Source organism: Streptomyces luteoverticillatus, from assembly GCF_003970715.1.
Taxonomy (GTDB): Bacteria; Actinomycetota; Actinomycetes; order Streptomycetales; family Streptomycetaceae; genus Streptomyces; species Streptomyces abikoensis.
In genome coordinates this window covers 4,829,425-4,848,467 of record NZ_CP034587.1, presented here as the reverse complement: position 1 = coordinate 4,848,467, position 19,043 = coordinate 4,829,425, and the positions used below count along the sequence as shown (strand labels likewise).

19 protein-coding genes are annotated in these 19,043 nt (G+C 71.2%); 10 read left to right on the top strand and 9 right to left on the bottom strand.

Annotated features, from left to right (window positions below; genetic code table 11):
* The first annotated feature begins 62 nt into the window (after positions 1-62).
* Positions 63-1,418 carry an alkaline phosphatase gene (locus EKH77_RS21680; protein WP_126915991.1) on the top strand — a complete coding sequence of 452 codons (1,356 nt, stop codon included), beginning with the start codon at positions 63-65 and terminating at the stop codon, positions 1,416-1,418.
* A gap of 174 nt (positions 1,419-1,592) precedes the next feature.
* Entirely contained in the window at positions 1,593-2,531 is a 939-nt protein-coding gene (locus EKH77_RS21675) for a beta-ketoacyl-ACP synthase III (RefSeq protein WP_126915990.1), read from the top strand.
* Between the two features lie 14 nt (positions 2,532-2,545).
* Here EKH77_RS21675 and EKH77_RS21670 read toward each other — a convergent pair whose 3' ends face one another.
* Positions 2,546-2,770, bottom strand: coding sequence for a hypothetical protein (locus EKH77_RS21670; RefSeq protein WP_126915989.1), 225 nt, complete (start codon positions 2,768-2,770; stop codon positions 2,546-2,548).
* 298 nt (positions 2,771-3,068) lie between these two features.
* Positions 3,069-3,980, bottom strand: coding sequence for a glutaminase (locus tag EKH77_RS21665; RefSeq protein ID WP_126915988.1), 912 nt, complete (start codon positions 3,978-3,980; stop codon positions 3,069-3,071).
* A 63-nt stretch (positions 3,981-4,043) separates the two neighbouring features.
* Between EKH77_RS21665 and EKH77_RS21660 the strand changes: the two genes are divergently transcribed.
* Positions 4,044-4,961, top strand: coding sequence for a 1-aminocyclopropane-1-carboxylate deaminase/D-cysteine desulfhydrase (locus tag EKH77_RS21660; protein WP_126915987.1), 918 nt, complete (start codon positions 4,044-4,046; stop codon positions 4,959-4,961).
* Positions 4,962-5,004: 43 nt separating this feature from the next.
* Here EKH77_RS21660 and EKH77_RS21655 read toward each other — a convergent pair whose 3' ends face one another.
* A complete protein-coding gene (locus EKH77_RS21655; RefSeq protein ID WP_126915986.1) occupies positions 5,005-6,612 on the bottom strand; it encodes a Na+/H+ antiporter in 1,608 nt (535 codons plus the stop codon).
* A 53-nt stretch (positions 6,613-6,665) separates the two neighbouring features.
* On the opposite strand from EKH77_RS21655, the gene EKH77_RS21650 reads away from it, so the two are divergent.
* The 4 genes from EKH77_RS21650 to EKH77_RS21635 all read left to right on the top strand — a co-directional run bounded on the left by EKH77_RS21650 (position 6,666) and on the right by EKH77_RS21635 (position 9,178).
* Positions 6,666-6,926 (top strand): UBP-type zinc finger domain-containing protein, encoded by a 261-nt coding sequence (locus EKH77_RS21650; RefSeq protein ID WP_126915985.1) that lies wholly within the window; start codon positions 6,666-6,668, stop codon positions 6,924-6,926.
* A 28-nt stretch (positions 6,927-6,954) separates the two neighbouring features.
* Positions 6,955-7,479, top strand: coding sequence for a GNAT family N-acetyltransferase (locus tag EKH77_RS21645; protein WP_126915984.1), 525 nt, complete (start codon positions 6,955-6,957; stop codon positions 7,477-7,479).
* 198 nt (positions 7,480-7,677) lie between these two features.
* Positions 7,678-8,094 carry an anti-sigma regulatory factor gene (locus tag EKH77_RS21640; protein ID WP_126915983.1) on the top strand — a complete coding sequence of 139 codons (417 nt, stop codon included), beginning with the start codon at positions 7,678-7,680 and terminating at the stop codon, positions 8,092-8,094.
* Between the two features lie 220 nt (positions 8,095-8,314).
* Positions 8,315-9,178, top strand: coding sequence for an RNA polymerase sigma factor SigF (locus EKH77_RS21635; RefSeq protein WP_240667785.1), 864 nt, complete (start codon positions 8,315-8,317; stop codon positions 9,176-9,178).
* Between the two features lie 34 nt (positions 9,179-9,212).
* Here the strand turns inward: EKH77_RS21635 and EKH77_RS21630 are convergent, their stop codons facing one another.
* Entirely contained in the window at positions 9,213-9,698 is a 486-nt protein-coding gene (locus EKH77_RS21630) for a hypothetical protein (RefSeq protein ID WP_126915981.1), read from the bottom strand.
* Positions 9,699-9,780: 82 nt separating this feature from the next.
* Between EKH77_RS21630 and EKH77_RS21625 the strand changes: the two genes are divergently transcribed.
* Both EKH77_RS21625 and EKH77_RS21620 read left to right on the top strand, forming a co-directional pair.
* Positions 9,781-10,749 (top strand): diacylglycerol/lipid kinase family protein, encoded by a 969-nt coding sequence (locus EKH77_RS21625; RefSeq protein WP_126915980.1) that lies wholly within the window; start codon positions 9,781-9,783, stop codon positions 10,747-10,749.
* Positions 10,750-11,073: 324 nt separating this feature from the next.
* A complete protein-coding gene (locus EKH77_RS21620; RefSeq protein WP_004937597.1) occupies positions 11,074-11,331 on the top strand; it encodes a WhiB family transcriptional regulator in 258 nt (85 codons plus the stop codon).
* A 136-nt stretch (positions 11,332-11,467) separates the two neighbouring features.
* Here the strand turns inward: EKH77_RS21620 and EKH77_RS21615 are convergent, their stop codons facing one another.
* Positions 11,468-12,937, bottom strand: coding sequence for a sensor histidine kinase (locus EKH77_RS21615; protein ID WP_126915979.1), 1,470 nt, complete (start codon positions 12,935-12,937; stop codon positions 11,468-11,470).
* Between the two features lie 452 nt (positions 12,938-13,389).
* Between EKH77_RS21615 and nagB the strand changes: the two genes are divergently transcribed.
* Positions 13,390-14,175, top strand: a complete 786-nt coding sequence (gene nagB, locus EKH77_RS21610; protein ID WP_126915978.1) for a glucosamine-6-phosphate deaminase — start codon at positions 13,390-13,392, stop codon at positions 14,173-14,175.
* 70 nt (positions 14,176-14,245) lie between these two features.
* Here the strand turns inward: nagB and EKH77_RS21605 are convergent, their stop codons facing one another.
* The 4 genes from EKH77_RS21605 to EKH77_RS21590 all read right to left on the bottom strand — a co-directional run bounded on the left by EKH77_RS21605 (position 14,246) and on the right by EKH77_RS21590 (position 18,903).
* Positions 14,246-15,289 carry an alpha/beta hydrolase gene (locus EKH77_RS21605; protein ID WP_126918211.1) on the bottom strand — a complete coding sequence of 348 codons (1,044 nt, stop codon included), beginning with the start codon at positions 15,287-15,289 and terminating at the stop codon, positions 14,246-14,248.
* 263 nt (positions 15,290-15,552) lie between these two features.
* On the bottom strand, positions 15,553-17,076 hold the full coding sequence (locus EKH77_RS21600; protein ID WP_126915977.1) for a glycoside hydrolase family 3 protein: 1,524 nt from the start codon (positions 17,074-17,076) through the stop codon (positions 15,553-15,555).
* Positions 17,077-17,086: 10 nt separating this feature from the next.
* Positions 17,087-17,926: a carbohydrate ABC transporter permease gene (locus EKH77_RS21595; protein WP_126915976.1), complete on the bottom strand. Its 840-nt coding sequence runs from the start codon at positions 17,924-17,926 to the stop codon at positions 17,087-17,089.
* A complete protein-coding gene (locus tag EKH77_RS21590) occupies positions 17,923-18,903 on the bottom strand; it encodes a carbohydrate ABC transporter permease (protein ID WP_126915975.1) in 981 nt (326 codons plus the stop codon). Before EKH77_RS21590 ends, EKH77_RS21595 begins: the two co-directional genes overlap by 4 nt.
* Positions 18,904-19,043: the final 140 nt, after the last annotated feature.

Sequence of the window (19,043 nt, the reverse complement as noted above, 5' to 3'; positions counted from 1 at the left end):
CCGCCCCTGGTGTCCTTCGTGCGTCCGAGCACCCCGCCCGGACCTCCAGGAAGGAATATCCCATGGGTTCTCGTCCGTACCGACGCCGTCTCGCGTGGGGCGCCGCCGCGCTGCTCGTCGCCGGGATCGCGGTGCCCGCCGCGGCCTCGGCGGCCGAGCACCACGGTCCGTCGGACGTCTCGAGCCGCACCCCGAAGAACGCCAAGAACGTCATCCTGCTGATCGGTGACGGCATGGGCGACTCGGAGATCACCCTGGCCCGCGACTACACCGTGGGCGCGGCCGGCCGGCTCAACATGGACAAGTTCCCCATGACGGGCGCCTACACGACGTACGCCGTCGACAAGAACGGCAAGCCCGACTACGTCACCGACTCGGCCGCCAGCGGCACCGGCTGGGCGACCGGCCGCAAGACGGTCAACGGCCGGATATCCAAGACCCCCGGCACCGACAAGCCGATGACCACCATCCTGGAGCTGGCCCAGCAGGGCGGTCTGGCCACCGGCAGCGTCACCACCGCCGAGCTGACCGACGCCACCCCGGCCGTCCTCGCCTCGCACGCCACCGACCGCAGCTGCCAGGGCCCGGCCGACATGAAGGCCTGCCCGAACGACACGATCGCCAAGGGCGGCCCGGGCTCGATCGCCGAGCAGAGCGTCAACCACAAGGTCGACGTCCTCCTCGGCGGCGGCAGGAACCGCTTCGACCAAAAGATCACCGAGGGCCGCTACCAGGGCCTGACCGTCACCCAGCAGGCCGAGAAGCTGGGCTATCAGATCGTGACCGACGCCAAGGGCCTCTCCTCGGCGCGGGCCGGCAAGCCGGTGCTGGGCCTCTTCGCCCCCGGCAACGTCCCCGTCGAGTGGACCGGCAAGAGCGCCGCCGTCGGCGGCACCGCCGCCCAGCGCTGTGTGACGAGCAACGCCGAGCGCAAGGCCGGCACCCCGGACCTGGAGAGCCAGACCCGCAAGGCGCTGGAGCTGCTGGACACCGGAAAGGGCAAGAAGAAGGGCTTCTTCCTCCAGGTCGAGGGCGCCTCCATCGACAAGCGCGACCACGCCGCCGACCCGTGTGGCCAGATCGGCGAGACCGCCGCCTTCGACCGCGCGGTCAAGGCCGCCCGCGAGTACGCCGCCAAGCACCCCGACACCCTGGTCGTCACCACCGCCGACCACGGCCACAGCAGCCAGATCGTGCCGCTGGAGGCCAACCCGCCCGGCCTGTCCTCGACCCTGGTCACCAACGAGGGCCAGCAGCTGAAGGTGAACTACTCCACCAACACGCCGGGCCAATCCCAGGAGCACACCGGCACCGAGGTCCGGATCGCCGCCCAGGGCCCGCAGTCCCAGCGCGTCCTCGGCGTCACCGACCAGACCGAGCTGTTCACGACGATCCGCACGGCGCTCTCGCTGCGCTGACCCACCGCCAGGTGACCGACCCGTAGGGTCAGGGCCCGGCCGCCCCGGCGGCCGGGCCCTGTGCGTTTCTCACCACTTACCCGCCGGAACATTGGCGGATCGCGTACCTCGCCACCACCGCGCAGCGTCAACACTGGGAGATCCCCCGATTCCCCGCGCGCAGGAGGAACGCCGATGTCCGGATCACGTGTACTGGCCCTCGGCCACTACCAGCCGGCCAGGGTGCTCACCAACGACGAGCTGGCCGCCATGGTCGACACCAGCGACGAGTGGATCCGCACCCGCGTCGGCATCCGCACCCGCCGGGTCGCCGAGCCCACCGAGACGGTCGCCGACATGGCCGGCCAGGCCGCCGCCAAGGCCCTGGCCAACAGCGGGCTGACCCCCGCCGACATCGACCTCGTCCTCGTCGCGACCTGCACCGCCGTCGACCGCAGCCCCAACACGGCCGCCCGCGTCGCCGCCGCGCTGGGCCTGCCCTCCCCGGCCGTCATGGACATCAACGTCGTCTGCGCCGGCTTCACCCACGCCCTCGCCACCGCCGACCACGCCATCCGCGCCGGGTCGGCGACGAACGCGCTGGTCGTCGGCGTGGAGAAGTTCACGGACGTCGCGGACTGGACCGACCGCACCACCTGCGTCCTGGTCGGCGACGGCGCCGGCGCGGCCGTGGTCACGGCCTCGGCCGAACCGGAGATCGGCCCGGTCGTCTGGGGCTCGGTGCCGGAGATGGGCCACGCCGTACGGATCGAGGGCACGCCGTCGCGCTTCGCGCAGGAGGGCCAGAGCGTCTACCGCTGGGCCACGACGCAGCTGCCGCCGATCGCCCGCACGGTCTGCGAGCGGGCCGGGGTCGCGCCGGAGGAGCTGGCGGCGGTCGTCCTCCACCAGGCGAACCTGCGCATCATCGAACCGGTGGCCCGGAAGCTGGGCGCGGTCAACGCGATCGTCGCCAGCGACGTCACCGAGTCCGGCAACACGTCGGCGGCGAGCATCCCGCTGGCGCTCTCGAAGCTCGTGGCCTCCGGCCGGGTGGCGCCGGGCGCGCCGATCCTGCTGTTCGGCTTCGGCGGCAACCTGTCGTACGCGGGGCAGGTCATCCGCTGCCCGTAAGCGGGGGCGGTCCCTCAGGGCTGCTCGCGCAGGTAGAGCGCCCCGCAGGAGTGGCACATCGGCACGTCCGGGCTGCCCCAGTCGTCCGTCGAGCGCGCGGCGGCGGCGCTCTCCAGTTCCCGTCCGCACATCGCGGTCGTCTCGCCGTCATCCCGGACCACGTGCCAGATCTTGATCTCGGCCCGGGGGTCGGCGGCGGCCCTGCCGTCGATGTACTCGGCGCGCAGCTCATGCTCCATGGCACCCACGATGCGCCGCGCGACGCATCGCCGCGAGTCAGAAAACGGACCACCCGGTAAGCGTCGTGCTGCATCCCCCGGGGACAACCCCCGGACCCCCGGCCGCCACCGGAGGCACCCGGCGTCAGAAAACGGACCACCCAGTAAGGGTCGTGCTGCATCCCCCGGGGACAACCCCCGGACCCCCGGCCGCCACCGGAGGCACCCGGCGTCAGAAAACGGACCACCCAGTAAGGGTCGTACTGCATCCCCCGGGGACAACCCCCGGACCCCCGGCCGCCACCGGAGGCACCCGGCGTCAGAAAACGGACCACCCAGTAAGGGTCGTGAAGTGATCCAGCGCCGCGACGCCCGCGACGGAGTTGCCCCGGGCGTCGAGGCCCGGGCTCCAGACGCACAGCGTGCATCGTCCCGGTATCACCGCGACGATGCCGCCGCCCACGCCGCTCTTGCCCGGCAGTCCCACGCGGTAGGCGAAGTCGCCGGCCGCGTCGTACGTGCCGCACGTCAGCATCACGGCGTTGATCTGCTTGGCCTCGCGGCGCGGCAGCAGCCGCGTCCCGTCGGCCCGCAGCCCGTGCCGGGCCAGGAAGCCGCTCGCCAGCGCCAGGTCCCGGCAGCTCATCTCGACGGAGCACTGCCAGAAGTAGTGCTCCAGCACCGTCGGCACGGGGTTGTCGAGATTGCCGTAGCTGGCCATGAAGTGGGCCAGCGCCGCGTTACGGTCGCCGTGCTCGGACTCGGACCTGGCCACCGCCGCGTCGAAGGAGACGTCCGGGTTGCCGCTCTCCGCCCGCAGGAACTCCAGCATCGTCGTGCTGGCGTCCCCGGTCAGCGTCTGCAGCCGGTCGGTGACGACGAGCGCGCCGGCGTTGATGAACGGATTGCGCGGAATGCCGTGCTCGTACTCGAGCTGCACCAGCGAGTTGAAGGGGTTGCCGGAGGGCTCGGTGCCCACCCGCTCCCAGATCCGGTCGCCACCCTCGGCCAGCACCAGCGCCAGGCTGAACGCCTTCGAGATGGACTGCACCGAGAAGGGCCGCTCCCAGTCCCCCACGCCGTACACCTGGCCGTCGACATCCGCGACGGCGATGCCGAACTGGCCGGTGTCCACCTCGGCGAGGGCGGGGATGTAGTCGGCGACCTGCCCGCGACCGATCAGCGGCCGGGCGAATTCGGCGACCTCTTCAAGGACGGCCTGGTAGTCCAATGGTGCTCTGCGCTTTCCTGGCGGTGTCACCGACGTCGTCGTCGGCGACCGCAAGAGTACAAAATGGACTGCGTGACCAGCGACAATCCCCCCGGCGCGGCCGGTCTCGCGGCGCTGCGGCCGTGTCTGCCCTCCCCCCTCACGGAGCTCGCGGACGACCGCTTCGCCGAGCGGGGCCTGCGGCTGCTGCTCAAGCGGGACGACCTGATACACCCGGACCTGCCGGGCAACAAGTGGCGCAAGCTGGAGCCCAACCTGCGCGCGGCGGCAGCGTCCGGCGCCCGGACGCTGCTCACGTTCGGCGGGGCGTACTCCAACCACCTCCGGGCCACGGCGGCGGCCGGCCGCCTGCTGGGCTTCGGCACGATCGGCGTCGTCCGGGGCGACGAGCTGGCCGGCCGGCCCCTCAACCCGTCCCTGGCCCGCTGCGCGGCGGACGGCATGCGGCTGCGCTTCGTCGACCGCGCGACGTACCGCCGCAAGACGGAACCGGAGACCCTGGCGTCCCTCGCCCCGCCGGACGCGTTCGTCATCCCCGAGGGCGGCAGCAACGCGGCGGCCGCCCTCGGCTGCACCGAGCTCGGCCGCGAGCTGCGCGGCGTCGCGGACGTGGTGGGCGTGGCCTGCGGCACGGGCGGGACGCTCGCGGGCCTGGCGGCGGGGCTGTCCGCCGGACAGCGGGCGATCGGCTTCCCGGTCCTGAAGGGCGGCTTCCTGGAGCAGGAGATACTCCACCTCCAGGAAGAGGCATTCGGAGGCCGCCGGGGCACCTGGACCCTGGACGACCGCTTCCACGGTGGCGGCTACGCGAAGAGCACGCCCGAGCTGGACGAATTCACAACGGACTTCACCGACCGGCACGGCATCGCGCTGGAACGCGTGTATGTGGCGAAGATGCTGCACGGCCTGACGACGCTCGCCCGCGAGGGCGCGTTCGCACCCGGCACGCGAGTGGTGGCCGTCATCACGGGGGCGCCGTAAGGGCCCGTCCGCCCCGACCCGCCCCCGCCCCGGAACGACGGCCTCAGCCCTCCGCCTCCCCCTCCCGGTACGCCGCCGCCTCCTCCAGATCCAGCCGCCGCAGCAGCGTCCGCAGCATCTCGTCGTCGATGCGGCGCGCGTCCCGCAGCGCCACGAAGACCTCCCGCTCCGCCCCGATCACCTCGCGCGCCAGCCGCCGGTACGTATCGTCCACCGACTCCCCCGTCCGCTCGTCGACCGCCCCCAGCCGCTCCCACACCGCGTTGCGACGCCGCTCCAGCACGGCCCGCAACCGCTCCGCCAACGGCTGCGGCAGCGCGTTCCGCTCGCCGTCGGCGAGGAGCTCCGCCAGGCGCCGCTCCGCCGCCGCCGACGCCTCGCTCTGCGCCTGCGCCTCCACCAGCGTCTCCGCGCCCACGTCCCGCGCGGGAAGCCGCAGCCGGCGGATGAGCGGGGGCAGGGTGAGCCCCTGCACCACCAGCGTCCCGATCACCGTCGCGAACGTCAGAAAAAGGATCAGGCTCCGAGCGGGAAACGGCGACCCGTCATCAGCGGTGACGGGAATGGAGAAGGCGATGGCCAGCGAGACCACACCCCGCATCCCGGCCCACCCGACCACCATCGGCGCCTTCCAGTCCGTGTCGGGCTCCCGCTCCCGGATCCGCGGGAACAGCATCCGCGGCACGAACGTCCCCGGAAAGACCCACACGTACCGCGCGACGACGACCGCGGCGAACACCACCGCCGCGTACCCCAGCGCCTCCCCCACCCCGTACGCCCCCAGGTCCCGCAGGACGATCCGCAACTGGAGCCCGATGAGGGCGAAGACGGCCGACTCCAGCAGGAACGAGACGACCTTCCACACGGCCGCCTCCTGCAGCCGCGTGGCGAAGTCGACCTGCCAGGACCGGTGCCCCAGGTACAGCGCGACCACCACCACCGCGAGCACCCCGGAGGCGTGCAACTGCTCGGCCGCGGCGTAGGCGACGAAGGGGATGAGCAGCGAGAGGGTGTTCTGCAGCAGCGGGTCCCGCAGATGGGTGCGCAGCCAGTGGATCGGCACCATGAGGATCAGGCCGACGCCGACGCCCCCGACGGAGGCGAGGACGAACTCCCGGATGCCGTCCGCCCAGGTCGCGCCGATGCCGACGGCGGCGGCGAGGGCGACCTTGTAGGCGGTGATGGCGGTCGCGTCGTTCACCAGGGACTCGCCCTGGAGGATCGTGGTGATCCGGGACGGCAGCCCCAGCCGCCGGGCGATCGCGGTGGCGGCCACCGCGTCCGGCGGGGCCACCACCGCGCCCAGGACGAGCGCGGCGGCGGGCGGCAGCCCGGGCACCGCACGCGAGGCCACATAGCCGACGGCGAGGGTGGCGAAGAGGACGTACCCGACGCTGAGCAGCGCCACGGGCCGCAGGTTGGCCCGCAGATCGAGGTAGGAGCTCTCCAGGGCGGCGGTGTGCAGCAGGGGCGGCAGCACCAGCGGCAGCACGATGTGGGGGTCGAGGGTGTAGTCCGGTACGCCGGGGACGTACGAGGCGACGAGGCCGGCCGCGACGAGCAGCAGCGGCGCGGGCACGGGGGTCCTGCGGGCGACTCCCGCGACCGCGGCGCCGCCCGCGATCAGCGTCAGCAGCGGCATGACGTCCATGGCTCCTCCACCCCTTCCATCCGGCGCTCCGCTCGCGCTCTAACCTGGCCATCATGATCGAGTGTTCGCATGTGGACGAGATGCCGCGCCCCGAACCGGCGCCGCTGACCCCGACCTGCCCGGAGTGCGAGGCGGCGGGCAGCCACCCGGTGCAGCTGCGGCTGTGCCTGGTGTGCGGGCACGTGGGCTGCTGCGACTCGTCCCCGTACCGCCACGCGACCGCGCACTTCGAGGAGACGGGGCACGCGGTGATGCGGAGCTTCGAGCCTGGCCAGAGCTGGCGCTGGTGCTACCTGGACAAACACATCGTCTGAGACACGTGCCGTCTGAGATCATGCCCGCATGATCCGACCCGCGACTCCGGCCGACGTCCCCCGCATCCACGCGATGATCCGCGAACTGGCGGACTACGAAAGGGCGCTGGACGAGGCGCGGGCGACCGAGGAACAGCTGCGCGACGCGCTGTTCGGCGCGGACCCGGCGGTCTTCGCGCTGATAGCGGAGAGTGACGCGGACCGTCGGGAAACGGTGGGCTTCGCCCTGTGGTTCCGCAACTTCTCGACCTGGACGGGTACGCACGGTATCTACCTGGAGGACCTCTACGTGCGCCCGCACGCCCGCGGCGGCGGCCACGGCAGGGCGCTCCTGGCGGAGCTCGCCAGGATCTGCGTGGAGCGGGGCTATCAGCGTTTCGAATGGTCAGTGCTGGACTGGAACGCGCCGTCGATCGCCTTCTACGAATCGCTGGGCGCGGAGGCGATGGACGAGTGGACGGTCCGCAGGTTGTCAGGAGAACCGCTCCAGGCCCTTGCGGCGCTCGCACAGAGTGACGAAAATCCCAACAGGCCGACCTCGCTTTCGATTTGAGGCCGCACAGCCCTACCCACCGTCTGTGCTTACGGGTTTACCATGAGTGACAGTCGTGGGCCTGCGGCGCGGAACCGCAGATCGCGATAGCGTCTCAGCCGGACCATGTGCCGCACCGGCCCACGCCGCCCTCGTCCGGGGGCCGTGGGACCGGCGCTCCCGACAGCTCAATGAGCTTGTGCCACCTTGGAGGTGAGGGTGTCCCCAATCGCTGGCGAGCCTGGGACGACCCAGGACTTCGTGGAAGTCCGGCTGCCCGCTGCGGGTGCCTACCTGTCGGTGCTGCGGACGGCGACAGCCGGACTCGCGGCCCGGCTGGACTTCACCCTCGACGAGATCGAGGACCTGCGCATCGCCGTGGACGAGGCCTGCGCCATCCTGCTGCAACAGGCCGTTCCCGGCTCCGTGCTCAGCTGCGTCTTCCGCCTCGTCGGGGACGCGCTGCGGGTGACCGTCTCGGCGCCGACGACGGACGGCCGCGCCCCCGAGCGCGACACCTTCGCCTGGACGGTGCTCTCCGCCCTGGCCGGCGAGGTCGACTCCACCGTCGCGGAGGACCGGACGGTGAGCATCAGCCTGCACAAGAAGCGCGGCGCCGGCCCCGGGCAGCCGTGACGGAAGAGGGGGCTCCGTGAGTACTGCGTCATCGCGGGGAGTGCGCGCTCCGGCCATCCCGCAGCAGCCTGCCCGGCCCGATCCGGAAGACCTCGATCCGGCCACCGCGCCGGACCTGGCGGCCCCGGTGACTCCGACGGACCCGGCCACTCCGGCCGACCCGGCGACTCCGACGGCCCCGGCGACGCCCGTGGATCCGGCCGTCCCGGCGCCGGAGCAGGTGGCCGAGCGGGTGGCCGAGCGGGTGAGCGACCCATCAGAACGGGCGGACCACCGGGCGGACCACATGGATCAGCACCAGCGCCGGCAGCGCCACCAGCACGGGGATCCGCACGACCGCAGCGGCGCCCGCGCGCTGTTCATCGAGTTGCGGCAGCTCCCCGACGGTTCCGTCGAGCGGGCCGAGCTGCGCAACCACCTGGTGCGGATGCATCTGCCCCTCGTGGAGCACCTGGCCCGGCGCTTCCGCAACCGCGGCGAGCCGCTCGACGACCTCACCCAGGTCGCCACGATCGGCCTGATCAAATCCGTGGACCGCTTCGACCCGGACCGCGGGGTGGAGTTCTCGACCTACGCCACCCCCACGGTGGTCGGCGAGATCAAGCGGCACTTCCGCGACAAGGGCTGGGCGGTGCGGGTCCCGCGCCGGCTCCAGGAGCTGCGGCTGTCGCTGACGACGGCCACGGCCGAGCTCTCCCAGCGGCACGGCCGCGCCCCCACCGTCCACGAGCTGGCGGAGCACCTGGGGATCTCCGAGGAGGAGGTGCTGGAGGGCCTGGAGTCCGCCAACGCCTACTCGACGCTCTCGCTGGACGTCCCCGACACGGACGACGAGTCGCCGGCCGTCGCGGACACCCTGGGCGCGGAGGACGAGGCGCTGGAGGGCGTGGAGTACCGGGAGTCCCTCAAGCCGCTGCTGGAGGACCTGCCGCCGCGCGAGAAGAAGATCCTGCTGCTGCGCTTCTTCGGCAACATGACGCAGTCGCAGATCGCCCAGGAGGTGGGCATCTCCCAGATGCACGTCTCCCGGCTGCTGGCCCGCACGCTCGCCCAGCTCCGGGACCGCCTGCTGATCGAGGAGTAGCCGAGGAGCGGTCGGGGAGCAGTCGGGAAATAGTTCAGGACTCGCGCGGGCCGACGCCGAGCGCCTCGGTCGCGGTGGGGTTCACCAACAGGACGAGCGTGGCCACGGCGGTCAGCACGAGCGCCACCGCGCCGGCGATCAGCGCGCCGGCGCCGCCGTTGTAGAGCGTCCAGGCGACCGGCAGCGCCATGATCTGCGTGATCATGGCGGGGCCGCGGCTCCAGCGCCGCAGCAGCCACAGGCCGCGCGCGGCGAGGAGCGGCAGCGCGGCCAGCGCGAGGACGGTCAGCCCGCCCATCTCGGCCTGCTGCGGGCTGTCGGGCTTGCCCAGCAGGCCCATGATCAGCAGATAGAGGCCCGAGCCCGCGAGGGCCAGCCCCTCCAGGGCGACCAGAGCGGCGGCCGCCGTCAGCCGGGCGGGCCGGAGCGGGGGCGCGACGGGGGCCGGGGAGGCTCCCTGGGACGCCCCCTTGGACGCACCCTTCCGGGCGGATTTCGACGCGGACTGCTTGCTGCTCACCCCTGCAGGGTATCGGTACGCAAATCCTTCGAAGCCGGGCCTGGGACGGGCCGTGTACCGACAGGTAGGTAGGCTGGCGCGCATGCGTGCGCTTCTTGTGGTCAATCCTTCGGCCACCACCACCAGTGCCCGTACTCGCGATGTCCTGGCGCACGCCCTGGCCAGCGACCTGAAGCTGGACGTCGCCACGACCGAGTACCGGGGTCACGCACGCGACCTGGCGCGCCGGGCGGCCGAGAGCGGCAATGTCGAGCTGGTCGTCGCGCTCGGCGGGGACGGCACGGTCAACGAGGTCGTCAACGGACTGCTGCACTCCGGGCCCGATCCGGAGGCCCTGCCGCGGCTCGCGGTGGTGCCGGGCGGCTCCACCAACGTCTTCGCCCGCGCGCTGGGCCTGCCCAATGACGTGGTGGAGGCGACGGGCGCCCTGCTGGACGCGCTGCGGGAGGGCTCGGAGCGGACCGTGGGGCTCGGCCTCGCGGCCGGGACGCCGGGCTCGGAGGACGAGGCGGTGCCGGCCCGCTGGTTCACGTTCTGCGCGGGCTTCGGCTTCGACGCGGGGGTCGTCGGCCGGGTGGAGCAGCAGCGGGAGCGCGGCAAGCGTTCGACGCACTCCCTGTACGTGCGACAGGTGATGCGCCAGTTCTTCGGAGAAACGAACCGGCGGCACGGCACGATCACCCTCGAACGGCCTGGCGAGCAGCCACTCGAGAATCTCGTCATGTCGATAATCTGCAACACGGCCCCATGGACGTACTTCGGCAACCGGCCGATGTACGCACTGCCGCAGGCGTCCTTCGACACGGCGCTTGACGTGCTGGGATTCACCAAGCTGTCCACTCTGGCGGCCACCCGCTACGGCACCCAGCTGCTGACGTCGACGCCGGAGCGCGGCCCGCAGGGCAAACACGCTGTGTCACTGCATGACCAGGACTCGTTCACCTTGCATTCCCAGGCCCCCCTGCCCTTCCAGATGGACGGCGACCACCTGGGACTGCGCACGAGCGTGACGTTCACAGGCGTTCGCCGTGCACTGCGTGTGATTGTGTGAGTGCTAGGGCCTAAAGTCCTTCCACTCGAACGTTTAGACTGGGTTCCACCCCCTGGAATGACGGCTGTGACCTAGCCGACACCGAGGAATCAAAAAAAACTTTCCAGAAGGGGTTGTATCCGCCGCCGAGGTTTGCGAGTCTTTTCGTGGCGATCGGGACAGCCCGCCATCAAGGCTTCCCCGAAGAGCCCGAACCCCCTCCTTTAACTTCTTGGACCGCACCAGTCTGCCTGGCTGGAGGTCGGCCCTTCCCTTGCGGGGGGATTCGTGAAAGCGTTCACATTCACAAGCCACGTAGCCGTAACACGAGGAGATGGAGCAGCCATGGACTGGCGTCACAACGCCGTTTGCCGCGAGGAAGACCCCGAGCTGTTCTTCCCCATCGGCAACACCGGTCCTGCGCTGCTGCAGATCGAGGAAGCCAAGGCCGTCTGCCGCCGCTGCCCCGTCATGGAGCAGTGCCTGCAGTGGGCGCTCGAGTCCGGCCAGGACTCCGGCGTCTGGGGTGGCCTCAGCGAGGACGAGCGCCGCGCGATGAAGCGCCGTGCCGCTCGCAACCGGGCGCGTAACGCGACCGCCTGACACCCCTCGGCCCCCGAGCCGCAGCGCGCAGCACCCCCCACCCGTGCGCTAAGCACAACAAAGCTTTGAGCCCCGGCCCTCTCTCAGGAGAGGGCCGGGGCTCAGTGCTTTTCCGTCTGCTTTCCGCGCGAGGGCGTTACGGCTTCTCCGCCACCACGGGAAGGTCGAGCACCACGCGCGTCCCCTGCCCGGAAGCGGGCACCATGTCGAACGTTCCGCCCAACTCGCCCTCCACCAGGGTGCGTACGATCTGGAGTCCCAGATTGCCGGCGCGCTGGGGGTCGAAGCCCTCGGGGAGGCCACGCCCGTCGTCCTGGACGGAGATCAGCAGCCGGGCGTCCCGGCGGGTGCCCCCACGGACCGCGGTGACCTCGACCGTGCCCTGCTCCCCCGGCCCGAAGCCGTGCTCCAGGGCGTTCTGCAGCAGTTCGGTGAGGACCATCGACAGCGGCGTGGCGACCTCGGCGTCCAGCACCCCGAAGCGGCCCGTGCGCCGCGTCGTGACCCGGCCCGGGGAGATCTCGGCGACCATGGCGAGGACCCGGTCGGCAATCTCGTCGAATTCGACCCGTTCGTCAAGGTTCTGCGAGAGCGTCTCGTGGACGATCGCGATGGAACCGACCCGGCGGACCGCCTCCTCCAGCGCCTCGCGGCCCTCGGCGGAGCCGATCCGGCGCGCCTGGAGGCGCAGCAGGGCCGCCACGGTCTGGAGGTTGTTCTTCACCCGGTGGTGGATCTCCCGGATGGTGGCGTCCTTGGTGATCAACTCGCGTTCGCGCCGTCGCAGTTCGGTCACATCGCGCAACAGGACGAGCGAACCGATGTGGCTGCCCTTGGGTTTGAGCGGGATCACCCTCAGATGAATGACCCCGTCATTGGCCTCCACCTCGAACTCGCGGGGCGCCCAGCCACTGGCCAGCTTGGCCAGGCCCTCGTCGACGGGCGCGCGAGAGGGTGCCAACTGAGCGGTGGTCTCGCCCAGATGATGCCCGACGAGATCGGCGGCGAGGCCGAGCCGGTGGTAGGCGGAGAGGGCGTTGGGGCTGGCGTACTGGACGGTGCCGTCGGCGTCCAGCCTGATCAGCCCGTCGCCGGCGCGGGGCGAGGCGTCCATGTCGACCTGCTGGCCCGGGAAGGGGAAGGAGCCGCCGGCGATCATCTGCGCCAGGTCGGAGGCGCTCTGGAGATAGGTGAGCTCCAGCCGGCTGGGCGTCCGCACGGTCAGCAGGTTGGTGTTCCGGGCGATGACCCCCAGCACCCGCCCGTCCCGGCGGACCGGGATGGACTCGACCCGCACGGGGACCTCCTCCCGCCACTCCGGGTCGCCCTCCCGGACGATCCGTCCCTCGTCGAGGGCGGCGTCGAGCATGGGGCGGCGGCCGCGCGGGACGAGGTGGCCGACCATGTCGTCGTGGTAGGAGGTGGGCCCGGTGTTGGGCCGCATCTGGGCGATGGAGACGTACCGGGTGCCGTCCAGGGTGGGCACCCAGAGGACCAGGTCGGCGAAGGAGAGGTCGGAGAGCAGCTGCCACTCCGAGACCAGCAGATGCAGCCACTCCAGATCGGAGTCGTCGAGTGCGGTGTGCTGGCGTACGAGGTCGTTCATGGAGGGCACGGTGGTGAGCCTAGTTCTTTTCCGCGGGGCGTGGGACGGGCCGGTCGGTGGAGGACACATGATGATCGGCATACCCAGGGAGTCCGTACGGCAACAGCATGGACAGCGATGATTGGTCTAGTCCACAATGGGCGCCAAGACGTCCGTCCTCCCCGCACAGGAGGGCGGAGCGAGGCCCGGCCCGCCCCAGGCGGCCAGGGCCTCCCGTCGGCCGACCCGGCCGTGGGGCCCGCACACCTCACGAGCGCCGGTCCGGCCGATTCGCTCCGGGCTGCGGTGCCGGCTGGGTTGAGGGTCCCGGCGGGCGCCGCGGCCCGTAGTCGTTTCCGGGGGCGTTCTCGGGGCCTCGCCCCCTCCCACCCACCCCCGCCGACAGGGCCGGGATGCGGCCATTCTGCTAAATTGGTCTATACCACCACCCTCTCCAGATCGGCAGGCTCAGCGTGGAAGTTGTCATCGTCCCCGACGCCCAGGCAGGCGGCGAGCTCATCGCGGAGGCCATGGCCGCCCTGCTGCGCCGCAAGCCCGACGCGCTGCTCGGTGTCGCCACCGGCTCGACCCCGCTGCCCGTCTACGAGGCGCTCACGGCCAAGGTCCGCGCCGGCGAGGTGGACGTCTCGCGCGCCCGCGTGTGCCAGCTCGACGAGTACGTCGGCCTGCCCGCCGACCACCCCGAGTCCTACCGCTCGACGGTGCTGCGCCAGGTCGTCGAGCCGCTGGGGCTGCCGGCGTCCTCCTTCATGGGCCCCGACGGCACCGCCGAGGACGTCCAGGCCGCGTGCGAGGCGTACGACCGGGCGCTGCCGGCGGCCGGCGGCGTGGACCTCCAGCTGCTGGGCATCGGCACCGACGGGCACATCGGCTTCAACGAGCCGTGCTCATCCCTGGCCTCCCGCACCCGCATCAAGACGCTGACGGAGCAGACCCGCGTCGACAACGCGCGCTTCTTCGACGGCGACATCGACCAGGTGCCGCACCACGTCATCACCCAGGGCATCGGCACCATCCTGGAGGCCCGCCACCTGGTGCTGCTGGCCACGGGCGAGGGCAAAGCCGACGCGGTCGCCGCGTCCGTCGAGGGCCCCGTCGCCGCCCTCGTCCCCGCCTCGGCCCTCCAGCTCCACCCCCACGCGACGGTCGTCGTGGACGAGGCGGCGGCGTCGAAGCTCAAGCTCGCGGACTACTTCCGGCACACGTACGCGAACAAGCCGGTGTGGCAGGGGCTGTAGTCGTTTCCGGGGGCGCCGGACGGGCTGATCAGGTCCGTCCGGCGCTTGAGGACACGTGGGGACCCGGAGGTCAGGAAGACGGAGTCGGGCCTTCCAGGTGCTCGCTGATCCACTGGATCGGTCCGGCGTCCATGCCGCGCAGGTAGGTCGCCGCGTTGTGCGTACCGCCCTCGATGACGTTCAGCTTGGTGTGGATCGGACCCTTGTCGCCGTACGTCGCGATGAACTTCTTGACGTCGCTGATCATCTTCGCGTTCTCCTTCGTCCCGTACTGGAACGACAGGTAGACGTCGGGGCCCTTGGCGGCGATCAGCCGCTTGGCCAGGACCTCGGGGTTGTTCTCCTGCCGCTGCGTCTCGTGCCCCTTCCACAGCGGGGAGTCGGGCACGATGTCGGGGCCGGAGGCTATGACGGCCTTGAACTTGTCGGGCTTCTGCAGCACGGACTTCAGGCCGACGAAGCCGCCGGTGGACGAGCCCATGAAGGCCCAGCCGTCACGCGGCTTCAGGGTGCGGAAGTTCTGCTTCATCAGGTCCGGGACGTCTTCCGTCAGCCAGGTGCCCATCTTGGGCTGGCCGGGGATGTCGCTGCCGTCCCAGTAGATGCCGCCGTCGTCCGGACCGGGGTTGAGGATCGGCATGGCCAGCAGGAAGGGCTTGCTCTTCCCCTGCTGGTACCACTTGGTGACGCTGTCCTCGAGGGAGAGCTTGTCCTTGCCGAAGGCGCCGAACGCCCAGTAGTTGCCGTCGTGGCCGGGACCGCCGGGCAGGGCGATCAGCACGGGGAAGCCGCTCTTCGCGAACTTGGGGTCCGTGTACTCCTTGGGTGCCCAGACCCACACCTTGCCCTTGAACCCCGACTTGGGGCCGGTGATCGAGACGACGCTGACGTGCGTGCCGTCGCCCATCGTCTTCTCGTTCCGGAAGTCGGCCTTCGGGCCCGTGGGCATCAGGGTCTTCGAGTCGGCCGGCTTCCCGCCCTTGCCCCCGTTCGCGCCGTCGGCCTGGTCGTAGCTGACCGGGTCGCCCTTGTCGGTGAAGGGGGGTATGTGGAAGTAGCTCATCACCGGCCAGGCGATCAGGCCGAGCGCGACCACCGACGCGACCACGATCATCCAGCGCCGCGCACGATTGGCGCGGCGCTTTCCCTGGGACTGGTAGGGCGCGACAGACGGCGGGCGCGTCTGGTGTGTCTGGTGCGTGTTCACACATGCTCCGGCTGCTGCTGCCCGAAGGGACTACCCGAGGGGCATATCGGCTGTTCCGCCCATGGGGACGGACAAAATGAAGCCTCAGGTTCCCTCGTGAGGAGACTTGACAGATCAGGACTCCGTCGCCCCCCTCGCCCCCCATCGGCCCGCGCAGCCGGAGCCGTCGCTCACACCCCCGCCACGACCTCCGCCGCCGCGACCCCGCACACCCGCGCCGCCCCGTGCGTCGCGACATGCAGCGCCCCACTCGCCGGCGCCTCGTTCAGCCCCATCTCGACGACGATCGTGTCCGGCCGCGCCGCCAGCAGCATGCCGAGCGCCCGCGCCATCCACGGATGCCGGTGGACGTCCCGCACGACCGCGACGATCCGCCGCTCCCCCGCCGCCGCGAGCACCGCCTCCGCGCCGGCCGACTCGGGCCCGTACGTCTCGGTGAGCGTTCCCGGCCGCAGCCGGGTCAGCTCGGCGCCCACGCCCCACGGCGTCTCGTCGCCGACGGCGATGTTGGCGACGGGCGTGAACGCGGCGACGTACACGGGCCCGGCAGGGGGCTCGTACGCCGGGCCAGAGCCGGAGCGCGTGACCCGCAGCGCGCGTCGCGCCGCCACGAGCCCCACCTCGGGGTCGGACGCCGACGCGTCCGAACCGACCACCGACGAGGTCCAGGCCGCCAGCGCCCGCACCCGCGCCGCCGCGTCGGCGAGCCGCTCCTCCGCCAGCTCCCCGTCGCGCACGGCCGCGACGAGCGCGTCGCGCAGCCGCAGCACCGTCTCCTCGTCGGCGAGGCCGCCCCCGACGCAGATCGCGTCGGCGCCCGCCGCGATGGCCATGACGCTGCCGCGATCGATGCCGTACGTACCGGCGATCGCCCGCATCTCCATGCCGTCGGTGACGATCAGCCCGTCGAAGCCGAGGCCCCCGGCCGTGACGGGCGCGCGCAGCAGCCCGTGGAGGGCGAGAGGGCTGAGCGTGGCGGGCAGGGCGGGGTCGAGCGCGGGCAGCAGGATGTGCGCGCTCATCACGGCCTTCGTGCCGGCCGCGACGGCCGCCCGGAAGGGCACGAGCTCGCGGGCGTGCAGCGTCGCGAGGTCCGCGTCGATGCGGGGCAGGTCGTGGTGGGAGTCGACGGCGGTGTCGCCGTGACCGGGGAAGTGCTTGGTGCAGGCGGCGACCCCGGCGGCCTGGAGCCCCTCGACGTACGCGGCGGTGTGCCGGGCGACGAGCGCCGGGTCGGCGCCGAAGGACCGGACGCCGATGACGGGGTTGTCGGGGTCGGAGTTGACGTCCCCGGAGGGCGCCCAGTTGAGGTTGACGCCGCAGGCGGCGAGGCGGCGTCCCAGCTCGTGGGCGACGGCCCGGGTGAGCCCGGTGTCGTCGACGGTGCCGAGGGCGAGGTTGCCGGGGAAGGAGGAGCCCGTGCGGACCTCCAGCCGGGTGACGTCGCCGCCCTCCTCGTCGATGGCGACGAGGACGTCCCCGCGCTCGGCGCGCAGCCGCTCGGTGAGGGCGGCGAGCTGTTCGGGGGAGGCGATGTTGCGGCCGAACAGGCCGACGGAGGAGAGCCCTTCGCCGAGCCGGCGCAGCAGCCAGTCGGGGGCGGTCGTCCCGGTGAAGCCGGGCTGGAGGACGGTCAGGGCGTCCCGGGTCAGGGTGTCCGGGTGCGGGGACCGGTGCTGGGTGAGGATGGTCATGTCGTTGCTCCTAGCCCTTCACTGCGCCGGACGTGAGGCCTCCGACCGCCTTGCGCTGGAGGATGACGAACAGGACGAGGATCGGGATCGCGAAGAGCGAGGAGGCGGCCATGGTGGCGCCCCAGTCGTCGCCGAAGGTGGTGCGGAAGCCGGTCAGCCACAGCGGGAGGGTCTGCGATCCGGGGTCCTTGTTGAGGATCAGGACCATCGGGAACTCGTTCCAGACGGTGATGAAGCCGAAGAGCGAGGTGGCCATCAGGCCGGGTGCCAGCAGCGGGAAGATGACCTTGACGAAGGCCTGGGTGCGGGTGCACCCGTCGACCATGGCGGACTCCTCCAGCTCCTTGGGCACGGCGGCGACGTAGCCGCGCAGCGTCAGGACGGTGAAGGGCAGCACCATGACGGTGTAGATGGCGATGAGCGGCGGCAGGCTGTTCAGCATGTCCGCGTCGCGCACGATCATGTAGTACGCGATGACCATCACCTCCCAGGGCGCCATCTGGGCCATCATCATCACGAGGATGAAGCTCTTGCGGCCCTTGAAGCGCATGCGCGCCACGGCGAAGGACGCCAGCAGCGCGATGACGAGCGACAGGGCCACGGCCACCAGGGTCACGGTGAGGGAGTTCCCGACGAACGTCCAGAAGCCGTCGGCGCTCACCGCCTTGTCGAAGTGCTCGAAGGTGGGGCTCGTGGGGAACCAGACGGGGGTGTCACCGACGATGTCCTTGTTGGCCTTGAAGGCCGTGGAGAACATCCAGTAGACGGGGAACGCGAAGAAGGCGAAGAGGACGACCGCCGTCGCCCCCGGCCACACTCGGCTGATGGTCCTGGGCAGCGAGCGCCTCACAGCTCGTCCTCCTCTTGCTTGAGAACCAGTCGCAGGTAGTAGGCCGTCAGCGCCAGCAGGATGACGATGGTGAGGATGGAGATCGCCGCGCCCATGCCGAAGTGCTGACTGCCCATGCCCTCCTGGAAGGCGTAGACGGGCAGGGTCTCGGTGAGCCGGTCGGGGCCGCCCTCGTTGATCGCGAAGACCTGGGTGAAGGCCTTGAAGACCCAGATGACCTCGAGGAACGTGGTGGCCAGGAAGAACGGCTTGAGGAAGGGGAAGGTCACCGAGGTGAACTGCTTCCAGGTGCCCGCGCCGTCGAGCGAGGCGGCCTCGTAGAGCTCCTTGGGGATCGTGGTCGTGGCGGCGTAGAGGTTTATCGCCACGAAGGGCACAGACTGCCAGACGATCAGCACGGTGATCACGAAGAAGGTGGAGAGCTGGCCGCTGGTCCAGTTGTAGCCGGCCATGGAGTGCCAGCCGAGCGCGTCGAGGACGTAGTTGACGACGCCGAAGCGCTGGTCGAAGAGCCACTGGAAGACGGTGGTCGCGGCGACGACGGGCATGGCCCAGGCGAGGACGAGGCCGAGCGAGAGCAGCAGGCGCAGCTTCGTGCCGAGCCGGGCGAGCAGCAGGCCGATCAGACAGCCGACCGCCATGATCAGGACGACGTTGGCGGCGGTGAAGACGACCGAGCGGCCGGTGACGTGCCAGAACTCGGAACTGCGGAGGACGGTGTCGTAGTTGTCGACGCCGGTCCACTCGGTGACGCGCTGGATCAGCTGGCGCTTGTTGAGGTTCTGGAAGGACAGCAGGCCGTTCTTCACCAGCGTCCAGCCGAGGAGCAGGACGACGGCGGCGACGGTGGGGAGGATCAGCAGGTAGGGCACGCTTCCGGCCCCGCGTCCCCGGCCGCGGCGGGGCGGCGGGGCGCCGCCTTTGCCGATCCGGGGCGCCGGGCCGGTGGCCGCCGCCTCTTCGATCTGCGCTGACATCGTCGTCCGCCTTCTCCCCTGTGGAACGGTTGTGCGTGGTGCGGGGTCCCGTACGGGCCGCCCCCACGGCGGCCCGTACGGGACCGGTCAGATGACTACGGCTGCCTGCCGACTACTGCCTCCGGCCGACTACTGCTTCT

What these genes read in the sequence shown, in the direction of transcription:
- EKH77_RS21680 (WP_126915991.1), top strand. Translation starts at nt 63, where the DNA reads ATGGGTTCTCGTCCGTACCGACGCCGTCTCGCGTGGGGCGCCGCCGCG.
- EKH77_RS21675 (WP_126915990.1), top strand. Translation starts at nt 1,593, where the DNA reads ATGTCCGGATCACGTGTACTGGCCCTCGGCCACTACCAGCCGGCCAGG.
- EKH77_RS21670 (WP_126915989.1), bottom strand. Translation starts at nt 2,770, where the DNA reads ATGGAGCATGAGCTGCGCGCCGAGTACATCGACGGCAGGGCCGCCGCC.
- EKH77_RS21660 (WP_126915987.1), top strand. Translation starts at nt 4,044, where the DNA reads ATGGACTGCGTGACCAGCGACAATCCCCCCGGCGCGGCCGGTCTCGCG.
- EKH77_RS21655 (WP_126915986.1), bottom strand. Translation starts at nt 6,612, where the DNA reads ATGGACGTCATGCCGCTGCTGACGCTGATCGCGGGCGGCGCCGCGGTC.
- EKH77_RS21650 (WP_126915985.1), top strand. Translation starts at nt 6,666, where the DNA reads ATGATCGAGTGTTCGCATGTGGACGAGATGCCGCGCCCCGAACCGGCG.
- EKH77_RS21645 (WP_126915984.1), top strand. Translation starts at nt 6,955, where the DNA reads ATGATCCGACCCGCGACTCCGGCCGACGTCCCCCGCATCCACGCGATG.
- EKH77_RS21625 (WP_126915980.1), top strand. Translation starts at nt 9,781, where the DNA reads ATGCGTGCGCTTCTTGTGGTCAATCCTTCGGCCACCACCACCAGTGCC.
- EKH77_RS21620 (WP_004937597.1), top strand. Translation starts at nt 11,074, where the DNA reads ATGGACTGGCGTCACAACGCCGTTTGCCGCGAGGAAGACCCCGAGCTG.
- EKH77_RS21615 (WP_126915979.1), bottom strand. Translation starts at nt 12,937, where the DNA reads ATGAACGACCTCGTACGCCAGCACACCGCACTCGACGACTCCGATCTG.
- EKH77_RS21605 (WP_126918211.1), bottom strand. Translation starts at nt 15,289, where the DNA reads ATGATCGTGGTCGCGTCGGTGGTCGCGCTCGGCCTGATCGCCTGGCCG.
- EKH77_RS21600 (WP_126915977.1), bottom strand. Translation starts at nt 17,076, where the DNA reads ATGACCATCCTCACCCAGCACCGGTCCCCGCACCCGGACACCCTGACC.
- EKH77_RS21590 (WP_126915975.1), bottom strand. Translation starts at nt 18,903, where the DNA reads ATGTCAGCGCAGATCGAAGAGGCGGCGGCCACCGGCCCGGCGCCCCGG.